The following is a 22,968-nucleotide window of genomic DNA, read 5'->3' on the forward strand; positions in this document are numbered from 1 at the left end:
TCCCGTTGGACTGCGCAGCAGTCCCCTTCTTATTAGGGATAAGGGGGGCCGCTTCGCAGCCCAGCGGGAGCAAGCTCCCTCGCCACAGGTCAGTGTCAGTCTTCACTGACACCCGCAAATTCAAGCAATGGCCAAACGGCGCTCCAGCAAGTCTTCAAGCTCATCAAGCAACTCATCACCGCGCAGCAGCTCGTAATGCCCCCCGGCCAACAAACGATCAACGCCATGCCTGCCGACCTGAGCCTCGAACACCCGACGTTCATCCTCGCGCTCGGCCACCCACCAGCGATAGGCCGAAGCCTGGATTGCCGGCAGTTGTCGATGCGCCAGCGCCAGTTGCTTGAGGCGTGAGCCGGTGGCGAAGATCTGCGTGAGTTCCCCCGCGCCCAATGCGGCTTGTTCATTGGAACCGTGCAACGCCGCTTCGATGACGGCGGTGGAACCCTCGCGCTCGTCCAGTCCAGCGGCTTTCAGCGCGATCAATGCCTGAGCCTCATCCGCTGGCAAACCGAGCACAAACTTCAGGAAATCACCGAGGTCCTCGCGCCAGTCCCCCGCTTCCGCGGTGCCGGCCACATAGCTGTCGACCAACCCGGCAAACGCCACGGTTTCACCCTGGGTTTCCAGTTCATGGGCGACCAATTGCGTCAACGCACCGCCCAACGACCAACCCAGCAAGTAATACGGTCCCTTGACCTGCTGACTGCGAATCCGTGCCGCATAGGCTTGGGCCATGGCCAGCAGCGATTCGTCCTGCCAGTGCGGGTCAAGCAACATGCGGCATTGCACGCCATACACCGTGCGCCGGCCTTCCAGTCGGCGAGCCAGCGGTTCGTAGTCGAATACTGTGCCGAAACCGGCGTGCAGGCAGAACAGCGCCGGCACATTTGGGATCCGCGCATTCAGTGCCAGCAGCGGATCCGGCGCAGACGTCGGCTCGGCCGCTTGATAACCACTCAGTTCGGCAATGCACGGCTTCTGCATCAGATCCCGCAGCTTCAATTCAAAGCCCAGTTGCGGCTGGCTGCGCACCCGCGAGATGACTTTCAGCACCTGCAACGAGTCGCCGCCCAGCTCGAAGAAGTTGTCGTCGATGCCGACTTGCGGCACGCCCAGCACTTCTTGCCAGATCGCCGTCAGCGCGGTTTCCAGATCGTTGCGCGGCGCACGATAACCGCCCAGCGCCCATTCAGGCGCCGGCAATGCGCGACGATCGAGCTTGCCGTTGGCCGACAGCGGGAAACGCTCCAGCACCAGGATCCGTGCCGGCACCATGTAGTCCGGCAGTTGCGCTTGCAGTTCAGACTTCAAACGCCGATCCAGCCCAACAGCAGCGGCCACCACGTAACCGACCAATTGCTTGCCGGTCGGCGTGTCGTGCACCACCACGGCAGCATCCTGCACGCCGGCGCACTCACGCAGACGCCCTTCGATTTCGCCCAGTTCGATGCGGAAACCACGGATCTTCACTTGCTGGTCGAGACGCCCCAGGTAGTCGATCAACCCGCACTCGCGCTGGCGCACCAGGTCGCCGGTGCGGTACATGCGGCCGCCGGCCTCGAACGGATCCGGGATGAACCGCTCGGCGCTCATGCCGGGACGCTGGTGGTAACCGCGCGCCAGGCATTCGCCGCCCAAATACAGTTCGCCACTGACACCGACCGGCAACGGATTGAGGTCGGCATCCAACACATACAAGCCACGCCCGGCCACACCGCGCCCAATCGGCGCATACGCCGCGTCGCAGGTTTCGCTGACCTCGGCACGCCACAGCAGCGGTGTGACCACGGTCTCGGTCGGGCCATATCCGTTGACCAGACGCTGCGGACGCAAGGCGCGTTTGACCTGCTCGAAACTGGCCTCCGGCACCGCATCGCCGCCAAAGCAATACACCTCGACCGCCGGCGGATTGCCCAAACGTTCGGCCACTTCGGCCATCTGTTGCAAGTACGCCGGCGGGAAGCAGGCCACGGTGACGGCGTGACGATGCAGCACTTCGAGGGTTTGTTCCGGGGTCCACAAACTGTCATCGCGGATCACCAGACTGCCACCGGCCAACATCACACTCAGCCAGCGCTCCTGCGCACCGTCGAAAGCGAACGACATGAAGTGCAACTCGCGGCTGCTTGGTGCCAGTTCGTAAAGCTCGATGATGCCGCGGCAATGCCGGGCAATCGGACCCCGCGCCACTGCTACGCCTTTCGGTTGGCCGGTGGAACCAGAGGTGTAAATCAGGTATGCCAGGTGCCCCGGCAACGGATGGGAAACCGGGCACGCCACGTTGTCGGCAACGCTCAATTGATCCAGCAACAGGCGTGGCGGGCTGTCGGCCAAGGTCAGTCGATCACCCAGATTGCTATCGCAGAGCAACAGGCTGGCCGCCGAATCGCTCAACATGTAGGCCAGTCGCTCGGCCGGGTACGCCAGGTCCAATGGCAGATAAGCCGCCCCCGCCTTGAGCACCGCGAGGAACGCCACGATGGTGCGTTCGGAGCGCGGCAACGCCACCGCCACCAGGCTTTCCGGGCCGATACCGCGACCGATCAACTGCTGCGCCAGCCCATTGGCCTGCGCCTCAAGCTCGGCATAACTGACTTGCCGATCCTCACAGATCAAAGCGATTTTCTGCGGCTGCGTTTGCACATGCCGATTGAAGGCGTGCAGCAAATCGGTGTCGTCTTCAGAAGCGTGCGGCAGGCTGATAAGCGCCTCAGGCAAACCAATGTTGCCGAGCAAACACGCAGCATCCTCCGGCAACGCACGCAACAACCCTTCCAGCTGCGCACGAATCCGCTCGACTTCTACGTCACTGAAGCGATCACGCAGGAACAGGTATTCGACCTCCAGGCCTTCTTCGTTGGCGCTGACCATCAAGTCCATCGGGAAGTTGGTGACACCGCCACTGCCGACTTCGGCAAAGCGCAGTTCACCTTCCTCGCCCCCTTTCAAGGCACGGTCCACCGGATGGTTTTCGAACACGATGATGCTGTCGAACAAGCCCTGGCCACCCTGCCCGGCCCAGCGCTGGATGTCCGACAACGGCGTGTGTTCGTAGTCGCGGACCATCAGGTTGTAATCCTGCAAGTCGCGCAGCCATTCGCCCAACGGCTGCTGCGGATCGAGGGTCTGGATCACCGGCAAAGTGTTGATGAACAGGCCGAGCATGTCCTGAGCACCCGCCAAACCGGTCGGACGCCCCGCCACCGTCGCGCCGAACGCAACGCTGCGCTGGCCGCTGTGACGTTGCAGCAACAACAGCCACGCGCCTTGCACCAGCGTGTTGAGGGTTACGCGCTGACGCTTGGCGAAGGTGTGCAATTTGCGCGTCGCTTCGGCGTCGAGGTTGCTGTACATCACGCCGTGGCCGGAACCTGTCGCACCGGAAGCCTTGGCCAGAATGGTCGGTTCTTCGAGCAGCGCCAGGCGCTCACGCCAGAAGCCTTCGGCTTGCGCACCGTCCTGGCGTTGCAGCCAGGCGATGTAGTCGGCGTAGCGACCGGTCAGGGTCGGCAGGCTGTCGTTGTGGTACAGGCGCAGCATGTCGCCGAGCAGACGCGAAGCGCTCCAGCCGTCGAGCAACAGGTGATGGTAAATCCAGATCATCTGGTAGCGGTCATCACCCAGGCGTACCAGGATGAAACGCATCAACGGCGGGCAACTCAGATCAAAGCCCTTGGCCTGTTCCGCAGCCGCCAGTTCGCTCAACGCGTGTTCGGTGTCGGTGCGATCACGCCAGTCGAGTTCTTCGATCGGCAACTCGACGTCGGCGAACACCGCTTGCAGCGGATCGGCCAGGCCATCGCGCCAGCGGAATGCAGCGCGCAGCACTTCATGACGCTCAACCAAGGTCTGCCAAGCGGCGCGGAAACGCGGCACCTGCAAGCCGTCGACCGCCACGCTCAACTGGTTGACGTAGGGGTTGAGCTCCGGTGAATCGAGGCAATGGAACAACATGCCTTGCTGCATCGGCGACAGCGGATACAAGTCTTGCAGCCCCTCGCGGGCAGCGATGTCGATGTGCGGCACCAGCGAGAACGCCTCGACTTTTGGCGCTTCGATCAATGTTGCTTCTCGGCTGCCGGCCACGGCGGCGAGTGCCCGAATGGTCTGCTGTTCAAACAGTTGCTTCGGACTGAACACCAGCCCGCGCTGCCCGGCACGACTCACCGCTTGCAGGGAAATGATCGAGTCACCGCCCAGTTCGAAGAAGTTCTCGGTGACACCCACCGATTCCAGACCCAGCAGTTCCTGCCAGATCTTCACCAGCAAGGCTTCGGCCGGTGTTGCAGCGGCCACGTGGTCGTGGTTCTGCCGAGTGGCTTGCGGCGCCGGCAGACCTTGGCGATCGAGCTTGCCGTTCGGCGTCAGCGGCAACGCGGCCAGGCACATCAAGTGCGCCGGCAGCATGTGTGCCGGCAAACGGCTGCGCAAGTGAGCCGTCAGCGCTTCACGCAAATCCTGCTCATCGGCGAGCGGATCGCGCGGCACCACGTAACCGACCAACTGGCGGCTCACCGGGCCTTCGCGATCGATCACGAACGCTTCACGCACGCCTTCGTGTTCCAGAAGGCAGGCTTCGATTTCGCCGAGTTCGATACGGAACCCGCGAATCTTCACTTGCTGGTCGATACGGCCGAGGTATTCGACAACACCGTCGGCACGGAACCGCGCGAGGTCGCCACTGCGGTACAGACGCGCACCCGGCACGAACGGATCCGGCACGAAGCGTTCAGCGGTCAGGTCTGGACGTTGATGGTAACCCCGGGCGACGCCCTCGCCGCCCAGGTACAACTCGCCCGCCACGCCCACCGGCAACGGCTGCAAGCCGCCATCCAGAATATAGGCACTGCGGTTGCCCACCGGCCGGCCAATCGGCATGAACGCCGAATCGAACTCGGTATCCGGATAGGCCAGCCAGATCAGCGGCGTGATCACCGTTTCGGTCGGGCCATAGCCGTTGATCAGGCGCTTGGGTTGCAGCACCTGCTGGACTTCATCGAACGCGTGCTTGGCCATGCCTTCACCGCACGGGGTGTAGGAACGGATCGGCAAATCACGCCCCGCTTCGCCCATGAATTCGGCGATCTGCCCCAGATAGGTCGGGGTGAAGCAGGCGATGGTGATGCCGTGCTTTTCGATCTCGGCGCAGGTGCGCTCCACGCTCCACAACTCGTCGTCGCGCGGCATCACCGCCGAACCGAACACCAGCGGCGTCAGCCAGCGCTCGTGGGCGCCGTCGAAGCTGATCGAGGCGAATTGCAGCTCGCGATCATCCGGGGTCATGCCGTACAACTCGCCGATCGACAGGCAATGCATGGCCAGCGGACCGTGGGCCACGCTGACGCCTTTCGGCCGGCCGGTGGAGCCCGAGGTGTAAATCAGGTACGCGAGGTTTTCGCCGCAAGTCAGGTTGACCGGGTTGGTTTGCGCCATGAACTCCAGCGGCTCGCGGTCGATTTCCAGCACCGGCAGGCCTTGCGGCAACGGCAGTTTTTCCCGCAGCCATGATTGGCTGATCATCAGCGAAATGCCGCTGTCTTCCATCAGGTAACGCAGGCGTTCCGTCGGGTACGCCGGGTCCAGTGGGACGTAAGCGCCGCCGGCCTTGAGGATCGCCAGCAAGCCGACGATCATTTCCGGCGAACGCTGCATGGCCAGGCCGACCCGCACTTCCGGACCGATGCCGAGTGCGCGAAGACGATGGGCCAATTGGTTGGCGCGACGGTTGAGCTGGTCGAAGCTCAACTCCAGATCGTTGAAGATCAGCGCGGTGGCGTCCGGGCGGATGTCCGCTTGGACCTCGATCAACTGATGCACGCAGAGCGGGTTTTGCGCTGCCATGAACGCCGGGTTCCACTCCACCAACTGTTGTGCGCGTTCCGGCGCGGTCAGCAGGTCCAGCTCACTCAATGCCGTCTGTGGCGCGGCAACCATCGCCGCCAGCAACGCGGCCAGATGCTCGCTCATGCGAACAATCGCCTCGTTGCTGAAATGCGCGCACTGGTAGCTCCAGTTCAGGCTCAACTGACTTTCGGCGGTGGCCGCCAGGGTCAGCGGGAAGTTGGTGCGTTCGTGGTTCTGCGGAATCGAGAAGCTCAACCCGGCTGGCGCGCCCTGTTGCAGCGCTTCGGCCACCGGGAAGTTTTCGAACACCAGCAGGCTGTCGAACAGCGGTTCACCGGCACGCCCGGCCCAGCGCTGAATGTCACCCAATGCGGTGAATTCATGTTCACGCAGTTCCAGGTTCTGTGCCTGCAAACGGCTCAGCCATTGACCGACGCTTTCAACCGCGTCCGGGCTGCTGATCACCGGCAAGGTGTTGATGAACAGGCCGAGCTGGCTTTCAGCCCCCGGCAAATCCACCGGACGCCCCGCCACGGTCGCGCCGAACGCGACGCTGCGTTGACCGCTGTAGCGTTGCAACAGCAGTGCCCAGGCCCCTTGCACCAAGGTGTTGAGGGTGACTTTTTGCTGACGGGCAAACTCGCTGAAGCGCTGGCTGGTGGCAACGTCGAAGGTCTGCCGATGGTCGGCAAATTCGGCCGTCGACAGGTTTTTACTGTCGCCATGGGCCAGGCTCTGCGCCAGCAGGGTCGGGTTGTCGAGGGTCGCCAGTTGCTCGCGCCAGAAGGTCTCGTCGGCGTGGGCATCCTGACGTTGCAGCCAGCCGATGTAATCGGCAAAACGCCCGGTCGGTGCCTGCACGTCCTGCCCGGCATAACGCTGCAAGACTTCGCTCAACAGCAGGGAATTACTCCAGCCATCGAGCAACAGGTGATGGTGGGTGTAGATCAGTTGCTGACGCTCATCGTCGAGGCGCACCAGGGTCAAGCGCATCAGCGGTGCCCGGGTCGAATCAAGTTGCAGGCGTTCGCTGTCGATCAGTTGTGCGAGCGCTTCGGTTTGATCGCTGCGGTCGCGCCAGTCGAGGCAGGTCATCGGCAATTGCAGATGACGATGGACCAGTTGCACCGGCGCCTCGAAGCCATCCGGGAAGTGGAAGCTGCTGCGCAGGATCGGATGGGTGTCGAGCACCGCTTGCCAGGCGCCGCCCAGAAGCTCGGTATCGAGGCCACGGGCTTCGACGCTGAGTTGGTTCACATAGGCGCCGGACTCGGATTCGTACAAGCTGTGGAACAGCAAACCGGCCTGCATTGGCGACAGCGGATACAGATCCTCGATCTGCGCCGGCGGCACCGGCAGGCCATCGAGTTGCGCCTGGGTCAGGCGCGCCAACGGGAAGTCCGCCGGGGTCACGCCGCCCGCGCCATCGCTCAGGCAATGGGCAATCAGCGCCAGCAACTCACTGCGGAAATCCGCCGCCAGCGCTTCGATCTCGCGCAGGTCGAAGCACTCGCGACTGAAGGTCCAGTCGAGTTTCAGTTCACCGCCATACACCTGGCCGTCCACCGACAGCCAGTTCGGCAACGGTGCGTCCGCCGATTGCGCGGCGCCGCTGGACTCCGTGGCCGGTTTGAACAGGGCGTCTTCGGCGAAGCTCTGGTCGAACTGCCCAAGGTAGTTGAAGGTGACGCGCGCTTGCGGCAACGCGGCCAGCGCCGCTTGGGTCGAGGCATCGCCCATGTAGCGCAGCAGGCCATAACCCATGCCTTTGCCGGGGATCTCGCGCAGTTGCTGCTTGATCGCCTTGATCGAACCGGCAAGGTCGGCGGTCGGCGTAAGGCGCACCGGGAACAGACTGGAGAACCAGCCGACGGTGCGGGTCAGGTCGATGTCGTCGAACAGCTCTTCGCGGCCGTGGCCTTCGAGCTGAATCAGCGCCGAGGCGTCGCCGGTCCAGCGGCTGAGAGTGCGGGCCAGTGCGGTCAGCAGCAGATCGTTGACCTGCGTGCGGTAGATCGCCGGCGCCTGTTGCAGCAACTGGCGGGTCTGTTCGCGGTCGAGGCCGATGCTGACGCCCTGGCGCAGATGCCCGGCCTGACTGGCTTGAGCGTTGGCGGCGGGCAGCGAATCATTGGCGGCGCTCAGCTGCGCCTGCCACCAGTTCAGTTCCCCGGCAGTAGCTTCGGAACGTACGTACGTGTCGAGCTTGTCCGCCCAGGCCTGGAAAGCGCTGGTCTTCGGTGGCAGCTCTTGCCCTTGGTAAGCCGCCTGCAAATCTTCCAGCAACACCCGCCACGACACACCGTCCACCGCCAGGTGATGGATCACCAACAGCAAACGTTGCGAGCCATCGGCCTGGGCGATCAACGCGACGCGCAGCAGCGGCCCGTCTTGCAGGCTGAGACTGCGCTGGGCTTCATCGCAGACCGATTCCAGCGACTCATTACTGGCCACGCGAGCGGTCCAAAGCATGTCGATCACGTCGGCGCTGTCGGCACCGACATAACGCGCCGACCATTGGCCATTGACCTGACTGAAGCGCAAACGCAGCGCGTCGTGTTGCTTGAGCAGGCGTTGCAGGGCGGCTTGCAGGCGTGGCAACTCGAGGGTTTCGCGCGGTGTCAGCAACACCGCCTGGTTCCAGTGCGCCCGTTGCGGAATCGGCTCGTCGAAGAACCAGCGCTGAATCGGCGTGAGTTTTTGCACGCCGTCAACCGGCCCTTGTTGGGCCAACGGCGCCGCCTGTTCTTTGACCACCGCCGCCAGTGCTTGCAAAGTTTGCTGCTGGAACAGATCACGGGGCTGCAGGCTCAGCCCGGCACGACGGGCACGGCTGACCACCTGAATCGAAATGATCGAGTCGCCGCCCAGTTCAAAGAAGTTGTCCTGACGCCCGACCTGCTCCACGCCCAACACGTCCTGCCAGATCTGCGCCAGCACCTGCTCATGTTCGCTGCGTGGCGCTTCGAACGCGCGCTGGCTGACTTGTGCAGTTGGCGCCGGCAGGCGTTTGCGGTCGAGTTTACCGTTGGGGCTCAGGGGCATTTGCTCGATCAGCACGGTCTGCGCCGGCACCATGTAATCCGGCAGGCTCGCCAGCAGATGGCTTTTCAGGGTTTCACGCCATGCACCTTGTTGCTCGGCATCGGCGCCGACCAACCCTCGGTCCTGCGGCACGATGTATGCGACCAATTGCTTGCCGCTCGGGCCATCGAGGGCCAGCACCACGGCCTCCTGTACGTCGGCATGTTCTTGCAGGCGCGCTTCGATTTCACCCAGTTCGATGCGTAAACCGCGAATCTTCACTTGATGGTCGATTCGTCCGCAATAGTCGATGGCGCCGTCAGCGCGATAACGCGCCAGGTCACCAGTGCGGTACAGCCGCTCGCCACTGCCGAACGGATCGACCACGAAACGCTCGGCGGTCAGCGCGCCACGACGGTGGTAACCGCGCGCCAGACCAACACCACCCAAATACAACTCACCCACCGCTCCCAGCGGCAAGGGTTGCAGCTCGCTGTCGAGGATGCAGGTGCGCAGGTTGGCGATCGGACGGCCGATCGGCACGCTGTCGCGCCCCTCTTCGACGCAGGTCCAGTGGGTCACGTCGATGGCCGCTTCGGTCGGGCCATACAGGTTGTAGAGATTGGCTTGCGGCAGGCTGCGCAGCGTCTGGCGTTGCAGCTCCATCGGCAGCGCTTCACCGCTGCAAATGATCCGCTGCAGCGACGTGCAGGCCAGCGCCTCGTCGGCACTGATGAACGCCGAGAGCATCGACGGCACGAAGTGCAGCGTGGTGATCGCCTGCTCGACGATCAACGCGGCAAGGCGTTGCGGATCGCGATGTTCGCCCGGTGCGGCGATCACCAACGTGGCGCCCTTCATCAGCGGCCAGAAAAACTCCCACACCGACACGTCAAAACTGAACGGCGTCTTTTGCAGCACGCGGTCGCTCGGCAGCAATTGGTAGGCTTGCTGCATCCACTCCAGACGGTTATGCAGCGCCACATGGCGGTTGCCCGCGCCTTTCGGTTTGCCGGTGGAACCGGAGGTGTAAATCACATACGCAAGGTTTTCTGCGATGGCCAGGTTCGGCAGATCAGTGCCCGGCAAGTCGCTCAGCCAGTCAGCCTCGGCGTGCAGGCACAAGGTGCGCACGTTGGCCGGGGTTGGCAGTTGCGCCAGCAAATGTTCCTGGGTCAGCAACAACGAAATGCCGCTGTCTTCAATCATGTAGCTCAGACGATCCAGCGGGTATTCCGGGTCCAGCGGCACATACGCGCCGCCCGCCTTGAGAATCGCCAGCAGGCCGACGACCATTTCAAACGAACGGTCGCAGGCAATCCCCACGATCACTTCCGGGCCGACGCCCTGGGCGCGCAAGTGATGGGCAAGGCGGTTGGCGCGCAGGTTCAGCTCGGCGTAACTCAGGGACTGGCCCTGGAACGCCAGCGCCGTCGCCTCGCCGTTTTCAACCACGCGTTCCTCGAAATGGCGCTGCACGCAGACTTCGCCCGGATAGGCCCGGGCGGTGTCATTGAGGTCGTCGAGGATGCGCAGACGCTCGTCGGCCTCCAGCAACGGCAATTCGGCGAGCGGGCATTGCGGGTTCGCCAACACACCGGCCAGCAGGTTGCGCCAGTGCCGCGCAAGGTGCTCGATGCGCTCGGCGTCGAACAAATCGGTGGCATAGGTCAGGCTGGCGAACAGCTTGTCGCCCTCCTCCTGAGTGTCCAGTTGCAGATCGAACTGCGTGGTGTGCGCCGTGGCGTTCAGGGCTTCGACGCGCAGGCCGGCGAGCAAGCCGCTGACCGCCGCCGGTTTGGCTTGCTGGTGGTTGAACATCACCTGGAACAGCGGGCTGTGGCTGAGGCTGCGTTCACCTTGCAGCGCCTGTACCAGCCGCTCGAACGGCAAATCCTGATAATCCTGGGCATCCAGCGACGCGGCGCGGGTCTGGTCGAGCAATTGGCTGAACGGCAGACGTCCATCGAGCTCGGCACGCATCACCTGGGTGTTGACGAAAAAGCCGATCAGGCCACGGGTTTCCGTGCGATTACGGTTGGCAATCGGCACACCAACACGCACGTCGGCCTGACCGCTGTAGCGATAAAGCAGCGCCTGGAAGCTCGCCAGCAACAGCATGAACGGCGTGACGCCGCGCTGTTTGGCCAGGCTCATCAGGCCGCTGGCCAAGGTCGCATCGAGGGCGAAATCCAGACGCGCACCGCGCTGGCTTGGTTGCGCCGGACGCGGACGGTCAGTCGGCAATTCGAGCAGCGGTTGTTCGCTGCCCAAGGTTTCGCGCCACCAGTTGAGTTGACGCTCCAGCTCGCCCGCTTCCATCCAGCGGCGTTGCCACATTGCGTAGTCGGAATACTGGATCGGCAATGCCTCCAGCGCAGCGTTCTGGCCTTGGCAATGCGCGGCGTAGAGCCGGGAAAACTCTTCCACCAGCACACCCATCGACCAGCCATCGGTGACGATGTGGTGCAGGGTCAGCAACAGCACGTGGTCTTCGGTGTCGAGTTGCAACAAGGTGACCCGCAACAACGGACCGTGCTGCAGATCAAACGGCCGGGCGATTTCCTGTTCGACGCTGTTCATCGCCTGATCGAAGCGCTGGTCCTGAGGTTCGCCGCGCAGGTCAATCTGTTCGATCGGCAGCGAGGTGAATTCGGCCAGTGTCTGAACGACTTTCCCGTCATCCTCGACGAAACGGCTGCGCAAGCTCTGATGCCGCTCCAGCAGCACATCGAAACTCTGCTGCAACGCCGCAACATTCAATGCCCCGTGCAAACGCAACGCGGCCGGAATGTTGTACGCCGAGCTCTGCGGATCAAGCTGCCAAAGGAACCATTGGCGCTGCTGCGCATAGGACAGTTCGAAGGTGGTGTGCGGCTCGGCGGCAGGCGGTATAGGCAGCTGGCCGAAGCTCACGCCCTGCTCTTGCATGCGGGCCAAAAATTCGCGGCGCTTTTCGGCAGGCAGTCCGGCGAAGCGGCTGGCGATGCGCTGGGCAGTTGTGTGTTCCATCAGTTGATCTCCATCTCGTCGAGAAGCGACTCAAGCGCATCAAGACGTGCATCGTTGTCAGCCGGGGCGTGTTGCCCAGCCATGGCGGCATAAGCCTGAAGGTCGGTGGACTCGAACAGCGCGCGCAGCGGCAGCTCGATGCCCAGTTCCAGCTCCACACGGGCACTGGCCTGGGCGGCGAGCAGCGAATGCCCGCCCAGCTCAAAGAAGTTATCGCGTCGGCCGATCTGCGCCACGCCCAGCACGTCGGCCCAGATCGCGGCCAGTTGCTGTTCGAGGTCGCCCTCAGGGGCTTCGAACGGACGTTGCCATTCCTGAGCGTCAGGCACTGGCAAGGCCTTGCGGTCGAGCTTGCCGTTGCCCGTCAGTGGCAAGGCATCGAGCAGTAGCCAGTGGCTCGGCACCATGTAATCCGGCAGATCGACCTTGAGCGCGGCGCGCAGGTTGTCGCGCCAAGCGATCGGGGCAGTCGGGGTCTGCTCGGCTACGACGTAGGCGCAAAGTTGCGGCCCGCTTTCGCCTGCATGCACACTCAACACCGCTTGGCGCACGCCCGGTTGAGCCAGCAACGCGGCTTCGATTTCACCCAGTTCGATACGGAAGCCACGGACCTTCACTTGCTGGTCGATGCGGCCGAGGTAATCGATGCTGCCGTCGGCACGCTGACGCGCCAGGTCGCCGCTGCGATAGAGCCGCTGCGAGGCCTCGAACGGGCTCGGCACAAAACGCTCAGCGGTCAGGCCGAAACGGCCGTGATAACCCCGCGCCAGACCGGCGCCCGCGATGTACAGCTCGCCCGCCACACCCACCGGCACCGGTTCCAACTGGCTGTCGAGCAAGTACCAGCGCAGGTCGCGGATCGGCAGGCCAATCGGGCTCTGGGCCTTGGCGTCGAGGTCGGCGAGGCGGATGGCGCGATAGGTCACGTGCACCGTGGTTTCGGTGATGCCGTACATGTTGACCAGGGTTGGCTGTTGGTCGCCGAAGCGTTCGAACCAGGGACGTAGGCTCGCGACTTCGAGGGCTTCGCCGCCGAAAATCACCTGACGCAGCGCCATGCTTCGCGGGCTGGCGCAGGCAATCGGCAACAACTGGCGGAACGCGGTCGGGGTCTGGTTTAACACCGTCACGCCTTCATCACAGAGCAAGCGATGGAACTCTTGCGGCTCTCGGCTGATGTAATACGGCGCGATCACCAGACGCCCGCCGGTGCACAGCGAACCGAACAGCTCCCACACCGAGAAATCGAACGCGTAGGAATGGAACAGCGTCCAGACATCGTCCGGGCCGAAGTTGAACTCGCCAGCGGTGGCCGTGAGCAGACGCCCGACGTTGCCATGGCTGAGCAATGCGCCTTTTGGCCGACCGGTGGAGCCGGAGGTGTAGATCACGTAGGCGAGGTTATCCTGCGTCGCCAGCGCCGACAGGTTGTCGTCGCTGAACGCGTCCAGTTGCAACGATTCCAGGCTCAGCACCTGCAGACCGTCGAGAACCGGCAGACCGTCGATCAAGTGTTGCTGAGTCAGCAACAGCGTGATGCCGCTGTCTTCGATCATGTAGCTCAGGCGCTCGGCCGGGTATTGCGGATCGAGCGGCACGTAGGCGCCGCCGGCCTTGAGAATCGCCAGCAAGCCGATCACCAGCGGCATGGCCCGCTCGGTGGCGATGCCGACGCGCACTTCGGGGCCGACACCCAGCTCGCGCAGTGTGCGCGCCAGTCGGTTGGCCTGGGCGTTGAGCGCGGCGTAGGTCAGTTGCTCGCCTTCGTAAGTCAGTGCGATGGCGTTCGGCCGTTGTGCGGCTTGCGCTTCGAACAACTGGTGCAAGGTCGGCGACGTCGGTTGTGCCAGGAACGCAGGGTTCCAGTGCTGCACCAAGGCCTCTTGCTGCGACCCGTCAATCAGTGGCAGTTCGGCAACCCGTTGCTGCGGATCGCTGACCACCGCGCGCAGCAGGCTCAACCACTGCTCGGCGAGGCGCTGCATCGACGCCTCGTCGTACAGGTCCGTGGCGTAGGTCAGGCTGGCATCGAGTGCTTCGCCCTGCTCCTGAGTGTCGAGCACCAGATCGAATTGCGTGGTGTGTTGCTGCCAGTGCAGACGCTCGACCTTCAGGTCGGCAACCGTGCGCTCGACACTCGCGCCCAACTGCTGCTGATGGTTGTAGAGCACCTGAAACAACGGGCTGTGATTCAGGCTGCGGTCCGGTTGCAAGGCGTCGACCAACTGCTCGAACGGCAAGTCCTGATGCGCTTGAGCGCCCAATGCAGTTTGCTTGACCTGTTGCAGCAAGGTGCTGAACGGCTGCTGCCCGTCGATCTCGGCTCGCAGCACTTGGGTGTTGATGAAGAAGCCGATCAGGCCTTCAGTTTCGATACGCGAACGCCCGGCGCTCGGAACACCGACGCTGATGCTCGACTGCCCGCTCTGGCGATGCAGTAAGGTCTGGAAACTCGCCAGCAACAGCATGAACAAGGTCACTTGCTGTTCCTGGGCGCGTTGACGCAAACCGGCGAGCAGGTCGCGATCCACGTTGAGCATCAGGCTGGCACCGCACTCGGTGCGACGGGCTGGGCGGGTCAGTTCACTCGGCAATTCAAGCGGCGTTTGGTTGCCCGCCAGTTGCTCGCGCCACCAGGTCAGTTGGCGTGCGCCCTCGCCTGCTTCCAGCCAGTCACGCTGCCAACGGGCGTAGTCGCTGTAGTTCACCGGCAAGCCATTCAGATCGGCCGCGCGATCTTCTACGGCCGCCTGATACAACGTGCTGAACTCATCGACCATGACTTGCATCGACCAGCCATCGGCCGCGATGTGGTGCACGGTCAGCACCAGCACGTGTTCGTCGGTGTTCACTTGCAGCAGCAACACCCGCCACAGCGGACCGTTGCGCAAGTCGAACGGACGGGCGATCTCTTCGGCCACGGCTGTGTCGACTGACAGCTGATCGAGCGTGCGCTGTTCCAGTTGCAGCGCCAGAGTGTCATGCAGCACCGGACGCGCCTGCAGGCCATCCTGTTCGAAGGTGGTGCGCAGGGTCTGGTGACGGACCTGCAACTGTGTGAAGGCTTCACGCAAGGCGTCGCGGTTCAGCGGGCCTTTGAGGCGCAACGCGGCGGGAATGTTGTAGGCCGGGCTTTGCGGGTCCAGCTGCCAGAGAATCCATTGGCGCTGTTGGGCGTAAGACAGGATCTGCGGCTGATCGACCGTTGCACGTTGCAGGGCTGGTTGGCCGCTGACATTCGCCAGTGCAGCCCGCCCGGCAAACTCCGCCAGGTTCGCGGCGGAGAACAGGCTGCTCACTGACAGTTCGAGCTGCAACTGCTGACGCACTCGCGAGATCACCTGAAGCACCAGCAACGAGTGCCCGCCCAGCTCGAAGAAGTTGTCGTTGAGGCCGACTTGCCTGACCTGCAACACGTCCTGCCAGATCAGCGCCAGATGCGTTTCCAGACCTACCGCCGGGGCGACGAAATCACGTTGGCCATCGCTACCCTCGGCACGCGGCAAGGCCCGACGATCCAGTTTGCCGTTGTTGTTGAGCGGCAGTTTGGCCAGCAAGATCAGGTGATTCGGCACCATGTATTCCGGCAGCGACTGGCGCAGGACGGTTTTGAGGCTTTCCAGATATTCAGCTTCAGCAGCCACCGCGCCGTTGGCTACGATATACGCCACCAGTTGTGTGCCGTCCTGAGCGATGACCGCCGCTTCGCGCACGTCTTCACGGGCTTGCAGGCAGGCTTCGATTTCACCCATTTCAATGCGGAAACCGCGGATCTTCACTTGATGGTCGATGCGGCCGACGTATTCCAGATGTCCTTCAGCGTTGTAGCGCGCCAGATCGCCGCTGCGGTACAGACGCGCGCCCGGCTCACGGGCAAACGGGTCTGGCAGGAAACGTTCAGCGGTCAGCGCTGGACGGTCGAAATAGCTTTGAGCGAGGCAGGCCGGCGCGCCGATGCACAGTTCGCCGACGCCGCCGTTTGGCAGCAATTGACCCGCCGCGTCCAGCACATACAGCGCACGACCGGCGATGGCGCGACCAATCGGAATGCCAAACGCGTCGCTGGCGTCTTCGAGACGGCATTCATGCACGCTGGACACCACGGTCGCCTCGGTCGGGCCGTAGGTGTTGAGCAATCGCACAGGGCTCAGACCAGCCTGATGCCACAGGCGCAAGCCTTCGACCGACATCGCTTCACCACCGACGTGAACCTGGCGCAAAACACCAAGGTTGCTGACCACGCCGCTCGCGCATTCGCGGGCCAGCAAATGCCAGTAAGCAGCCGGCAAGTCCGCCACGGTCACGCCGTGCTGGACGATTTCGGCGGCGAGACGCCCGGCGTCCCAAACGTCATCACCGCGCATGATCAACGCCGCGCCGACGCACAGCGCCGGGAAGCATTGCTCGACGAACCCGTCGAAGCTGAAGGTGGCGAACTGCAACACGCGGTCCGACGCCGACAGCAGCGAATAGTCGGCGGCGCTCTGGCAAAACTCGCGCAACGCGGCGTGGGCGATGGCCACGCCTTTGGGTTGGCCGGTGGAGCCGGAGGTGTAGATGATGTAGGCCAGGTCTTCAGTAACCGCATGGTTGTGCGGATCGCTTTCCGGGTAGCCGGCGTTGTCGTCGAGGGTCAGACGTGGCACGCCTCGTACATCTTCCAGCAGACCGGATTCGCACAGCAGCACGTCGAGACGGCTGTCGCCGATCATGTAGGCCAGGCGTTCGTTCGGGTATTTCGGATCGAGCGGCACGTACGCGGCGCCACTTTTCAGCACAGCCAACAGGCTGACAATCAATTGCGGACCACGGTGCAGCGCCAGACCGACGCGCTTGCCCGGACCGGCACCGTTTTCAATCAGACAATGAGCCAAGCGGTTGGCCTGGGTGTTCAATTGCGCGTAGCTCAGGGACTGGCCGCCAACCTGCAACGCCAACGCATCCGGGGTCGCGGCAGCTTGAGCGGCGATTTGCTCGTGGACCAAAAGCGTTGTGGATAACCCGATAGTCGCCGGTTGGCTGATCGCGAGCAGCGCAGTTTTTCCGGCGACATCGAGCAGTTCCAGCGCGCCCAGTGCCGCGTCCGGCTGCGAAACCAATTGCGCCAACAGATGCTGCAAATTGGCCGACAACTCAGCGACCTGAGCCGCACTGAACCGCGCCGCGTCGTAGCTGAAGTCCAGGCTCAAGCCTTCGCCCAGTTCGATGCCCAGGGTCAGCGGGTAATGCGTGCGCTCGTGATTGTGCAGGTTGCCGAACGACAACCCGGCCGGCGCGCCCTGTTTCAACGCTTCGGCCACCGGGAAGTTCTCGAACACCAGCAGGCTGTCGAACAGCGCCGAACCCTGCTGCCCCGCCCACCCCTGAATGTCGTAAAGCGGCACATGCTCGAATTCGCGCATGGCCAGGTTCAGCCCTTGCAACTCGCCCAGCCATTGGTTGACGGTGCAATCGGGCTTCATCGCGCAGACCAGCGGCAGCGTGTTGATGAACAGCCCGAGCTGTTCTTCGATGCCTGGCAACGGTGCCGAACGACCGGCGACCGTAGCCCCGAACACCACGCAATCCTGGCCGGTGTAGCGATGCAGCAACAGACTCCAGGCGGCTTGGAGCAAGGTGTTGAGGGTGACTTTCTGTTGGCGGGCAAACTCGGCCAGACGCTGGGTTGCGCGGCGGTCGAGGGCGACGCGGTATTCCTCGCTGCCTTCGGCGCCCACCGGCGGTCGTAGTGCTTCGGCCAGCAACGTCGGCGCTTCCAGCGGTGCCAATGCCGCTTTCCAGAACTGCTCGCCAGCGACAGCGGACCGCTGCTGCAACCAACCCAGATAATCGCGGTATTGCCCGGTCGGCGCCGGCAACGACTGGCCAGCGGCGTAATGCTGGATCACTTCGGCGAGCAACTGCGCGTTGCTCCAGCCGTCCATCAAAATGTGGTGGCTGGTGTAGATCAGGTGCCAGTCATTGGCGCCCATGCGCACGAGTTTCAAGCGGAACAGCGGCGCACTGCCCAATTCAAAACCCTGAGCACGTTCGGCGTCGGCCAGCGCGTCAGTGTCGGCGGCGTCCAGCACTTCAAGCGGCAACGCGACCTGACGGACAATCGCCTGATGAGCGGTGTCGAGGCCTTGCCAGTGGAAGCTGCTGCGCAGGATGTCGTGACGTTCCAGCGCGGTTTGCCAAGCCTGTGCAAAACGCTGCGGGTCGAGGCCTTGAATGTCCAGGCGCAACTGGCTGATGTAGGCGCCGACTTCGGGCTCGTACAGGGTGTGGAACAGCATGCCTTGCTGCATCGGCGACAGTGGATAAAGGTCTTCAAGGGCCGCGACCGGCAATTCGTCGAGTTGTGCCTGACGGATGCGCGCCAGCGGGAAGTCCGACGGCGTGGCCTGCGGCACTTCAACGTTGCAGCAGTGCTCGATCAGCGCGTTGAGCTCAAGCGCGTAATCGTCTGCCAGACGCTGAATGGTCGCGGCGTCGAACATCTCGCGGCTGAAACCCCAGCTCAGTGCCAGTTCGCCGCCGTAGACCTGACCTTCGACCGTCAGCCAGTTGCCCAACGGTGCCGAAGGATCCTGGGCTACACCGTTGCCTTCGGTGGACGGCACAAACATGGCGGCGTCGTCGAACTGGCGGTCAAACTGGCCCAGGTAGTTGAAGGTGATGCGCGGTTGCGGCAACGCGGCGAGTTCGGCGCGGATCGCCGGGGAGCCGAGGTAACGCAACGCGCCGTAGCCGAGGCCTTTGTCCGGCACCGCACGCAGTTGTTCCTTGATGGTCTTGATCGACGCGCCGAGATCACTCGACGGCATCAGGTTGACCGGGAACAGGCTGGTGAACCAGCCGACGGTGCGGGTCAGGTCGATGTCGTCGAACAGGTCTTCGCGACCATGGCCTTCGAGCTGAATCAGTGTGCTGCCCTGCCCGCTCCACCGGCAAACTGCCCGTGCCAACGCGGTCAGCAGCAAGTCGTTGACCTGGGTGCGATACGCCGCCGGGGCCTGTTGCAGCAGTTTGCGGGTTTGCTCGGCGTCGAGCTTGATCTCGAGTTTTTGCTCGAAACGGTTTTGCAGCGCGCCGTTCGGGCGGTCGCAGGGCAAATCGCTCGGAGCGTCGCGCAGTTGGGATTGCCAGTGACCGAGGCTGTTTTCAAAGGCTGGCAGATGATCCTGCAGACGGGCGACCCAGCGCTGATAAGTGCTGGTTTTCGCCAACTTCACGGTGCTGCCGCTGTAGAACTGCTGAAGGTCTTCCAGCAGCACACGCCAGGACACACCGTCCACGGCCAGGTGATGGATGACCAGCAGCAAACGCTGAGAACCATCCGCCATCGCCACCAGCAGCGCGCGCAGCAACGGACCATTTTGCAGATCGAAGCTGCGTTGGGCTTCGTCGCACAAAGCGTTGAGGTCTTCCACTGATTGCGCCTGACGCTGCCACAACACCGACTCCGTGGTCGGCGCCGCGTAGGCTTGCTGCCAACCTTCGGCGGTCTGTTTGTAACGCAAGCGCAGGCTGTCGTGGTGGGTCAGCAATTGTTCAAGTGCGCGGTCCAGCACCTCGACGTTCAACGCTTCGCGCGGCACCAGCAGCAGCGACTGGTTCCAATGCTGACGTTCGGGGATCGCTTGCTCGAAGTACCACTGTTGCACCGGGGCCAACGCCACCGCGCCAACCGCCGGGCCTTGGTCGATCAGCGGTTGCTCGCCACTGCGCGCAGCCTGGGCCAGGCTACGAATGGTCTGGTGCTGGAACAAGTCCTTGGGGCTCAACACGATCCCGGCCTGGCGCGCGCGGCTGACCACTTGCATGGAAACGATGGAGTCGCCGCCCAGTTCGAAGAAGTTGTCTTCCAGACCGACGTTGTCGATGGCCAATACGTCCTGCCAGATCGCGGCGAGGGCTTTTTCCATCGCCGTGCGCGGGGCGACATGCTCGCGCTGTTGCTGCGAGCCATCGATGGCCGGCAAGGCCTTGCGGTCGAGTTTGCCGTTGGGCGTCAGCGGCAGCTGCGCCAGGAACAACAGGAACGCCGGGACCATGTAGTCCGGCAGATGCTGACGCAGTGCGGCTTTCAGGGATTCACGCAGAGTCGCTTGCGCATCGGCGTCATCGACCAACGCCGGATCGGTCGGCACGATGTACGCGACCAGTTGCTGCCCGGTGGCGCCGTCCTGCGCCAACACCGCCAGCTCACGCACGGCCGTTTGCTGCAAGAGCCGCGCTTCGATTTCACCCAGCTCGATACGGAAGCCACGGACCTTGACCTGATGGTCGATGCGCCCGACGTATTGCAGCGAACCATCGGCCTGATAACGGGTCAGGTCGCCGGTGCGGTAGAGGCGTTCGCCGTTGCTGGCGAACGGGTTGGGCACATATTTTTCGGCGGTCATGCCCGGGCGTGCCAGGTAACCGCGGGTGATGCCCGCGCCTGACAGATAAAGCTCGGCAGACACGCTTTGGGGCACCGGTTGCAGATCGGCATCGAGTAAATAGCTGGCGGTGTGCTTGAGCGGCCGGCCGATGTTTGCGCGACCACCCGCCTCGCGGCGAGTCCAGGTCGAATAGGTAGTGTCCTCCGACGGGCCGTACAAATCGTAGACATGCTCAACGGTCGGTTGCTGATACAGCGCCTCCACCAGGCTCTGCTTCAGCGGCTCACCGGCGAGGTTGATGATGCGCACGCTCGGCGGGATCTGCCCGTCGCGCTGCAAGGCGTTGATGGCCGACGGCACGGTGTTGATCAGGAGCACCTGATCCCGGGCCGGCAGTTGCGGCAGTTCCAGGGCATTGCGGGCGATGATCACCGAGCCGCCGTTGGCCAGGGTCACAAACAACTCCCACACCGACAGGTCGAAGCACACCGACGTCGAGGCCAACACACCCTGGATGTCTTCGCGGCTGTACACCGATTTCGACCAGTCGATCAGCGCCAGCACGTTGCGATGGGCGATGGCCACGCCTTTGGGTTTGCCGGTCGAACCGGAGGTGTAGATCACGTAGGCCAGATTGTCCGGCGTGACGCGGGTGACCGGCGCGCTGGTTGGGTAAGCGGCCCACGTCATGTCGTTCATGAGCAGCACTTGCGTTTCGGCTGCCACGGTCAAGGTCGCGGCGACCGATTGCTCGGTCAGCAGCACCAGGGCGCGGCTGTCTTCGAGCATGTAGGCGACGCGTTCGGCCGGGTAATCGGGGTCCAGCGGCACGTAAGCGCCGCCAGCCTTGAGTACCGCCAGCAGCGCCACCAACAGATTGTCGGAACGTTGCATCGCCACACCGACCCTGACTTCCGGACCAACGCCCAGTTCGATCAGCTTGTTAGCCAGACGATTGGCCTGATTGTCGAGTTCGGCGTAGGTCAGCTGTTTGGTGGCAAAGGTTACCGCCAACGCGTCCGGGCTGGCCGCGACTTGCTGGCTGATCAGTTGATGAATGCACAGGTCCTGCGGGAAGCTTTCATCGGCGCGATTCCAGTCATGCACGATGCGTTGGTATTCGGCTGTTTCAAGCAGCGGCAAATCGCTGATGCGCTGCTGCGAATCGCTGACCATGCCCTGCAGCAAATGCGTCCAGTGCTGCGCCATGCGCGCGATGGTCGCGGCGTCGAACAGGTCGTTGGCGTAGGTCAGCGCGGCGTGCAGCTTGCCACCTTTTTCGTAAGTATCGAGGGTCAGGTCGAACTGCGTGGTGCGCCCTTCCCACTCAATCACGCCCAGCGCCAGGCCGGACGCCGTGCTGACCGTGGAAATGTCCGCGACCTGCGGCTGGTGGTTGTACATCACCTGGAACAGCGGCGTGTGGCTGAGGCTGCGTTCCAGTTTCAGCGCTTCGACCAGACGCTCGAACGGCAAATCCTGATGGGCCTGGGCACCGAGGGCGGTTTCCTTGATGGCGCGCAGCAACTCGTCGACGCGGGTCTGGCCGTCGAGCTTCGTGCGCAACACCTGGGTGTTGACGAAGAAGCCGATCAAGCCTTCGATTTCGGCGCGGTTGCGGTTGGCAATCGGCACGCCGACGCGGATGTCGGTCTGCCCGGTGTAGCGATGCAGCAGCGCATTGAAGGCGCCGAGCAACAGCATGAACAGGGTGATGTTGTGTTTCTGCGCCGTGGCCCGCAGTTGCTCGGCCAGTTGCGCATCCACCGCGAATTCGTAACGGGTGCCGCGATAGCTAGGCATCGCCGGGCGCGGGTGATCGGTGGGCAGTTCCAGCACCGGGTGCTCGTCGCCCAGTTGCGCCTGCCAGTAATCGAGCTGGAGCGCCTGTTCGCCCGCCTCCAGCCAGCGGCGCTGCCACAAGGCGTAGTCGCTGTACTGGATCGGCAACGCCGCGAGTTGCGGTTGCGTGCCGGCCTCGAAGGCGTCGTAGCAGCGGATGAATTCGTCGATCAGCACGTTCATCGACCAGCCGTCGGAAACGATGTGGTGCAGGGTCAGCAGCAGGACGTGTTCTTCGTCGGCGAGCTTGAGCAAGGTGACGCGTAGCAGCGGGCCGACGGACAGATCAAACGGCAACACTGATTGCTGCTCGGCCGCTTGAGCGACTGCCACTTCGCGCTCAGCGGCCGATAGCGCGCTGAAATCCACCTGATCGATGACCAACGGCGCGCTGGCCGGCACTTGCAGCAAGGTGTCGTCGGCCTGGCGCTGGAACACCGTGCGCAGGGTTTCGTGACGCGCCACCAGGCTGGCGAAGGCTTGCTCCAGCGCCGGCAGGTTCAACCGCCCGGTCAGACGCACCGCGCCGGGCAGGTTGTACGCGCCGCTTTGCGGGTCGAGCTGCCAGAGAAACCACATGCGTTGCTGGGCGTACGACAGCGCCTGGCGATCTTCTGCTTCGACACCGGCAGGAATGGGAAACCGGGCGAAATCAACGCCTTCCTTTTGCAAGGCCGCAAGGAACATCTGGCGCTTTTCCAGGGGCAACCCGATAAACCGGCGAGCAAGTTTCAAGGAGTCTTCAGCATTCATTTCTAAGCATCCGGATCAGTGGCGGGAAGCACAAAGGCACGTCGTCCCTATAAAACGAATGCAGACCGGAAAAATTAGCGAATGAGAACAAGTATCAGGAAGGGGGATGGAACGAGGAAAT

At 63.3% G+C, this 22,968-nt stretch carries 2 protein-coding genes and 2 pseudogenes; all 4 read right to left on the reverse strand.

All coding sequences use genetic code 11. The features are described from left to right. Positions 1-120 precede the first annotated feature (120 nt). Positions 121-11,880, reverse strand: coding sequence for a non-ribosomal peptide synthase/polyketide synthase (locus ACA053_RS19500; RefSeq protein WP_497393450.1), 11,760 nt, complete (start codon positions 11,878-11,880; stop codon positions 121-123). Further along, positions 11,880-12,287 (reverse strand): phosphopantetheine-binding protein, encoded by a 408-nt coding sequence (locus ACA053_RS19505; protein WP_497396210.1) that lies wholly within the window; start codon positions 12,285-12,287, stop codon positions 11,880-11,882. The genes ACA053_RS19500 and ACA053_RS19505 overlap by 1 nt, the downstream gene beginning before the upstream one ends. Then, positions 12,273-13,823, reverse strand: a pseudogene (locus tag ACA053_RS19510) (amino acid adenylation domain-containing protein); the annotation flags it as partial. The pseudogene ACA053_RS19510 and the gene ACA053_RS19505, both read right to left, overlap by 15 nt. Beyond that, positions 13,815-22,847, reverse strand: a pseudogene (locus ACA053_RS19515) (amino acid adenylation domain-containing protein); the annotation flags it as partial. The pseudogenes ACA053_RS19510 and ACA053_RS19515, both read right to left, overlap by 9 nt. Positions 22,848-22,968: the final 121 nt, after the last annotated feature.

It is taken from the genome of Pseudomonas sp. LBUM1672 (assembly GCF_059695655.1).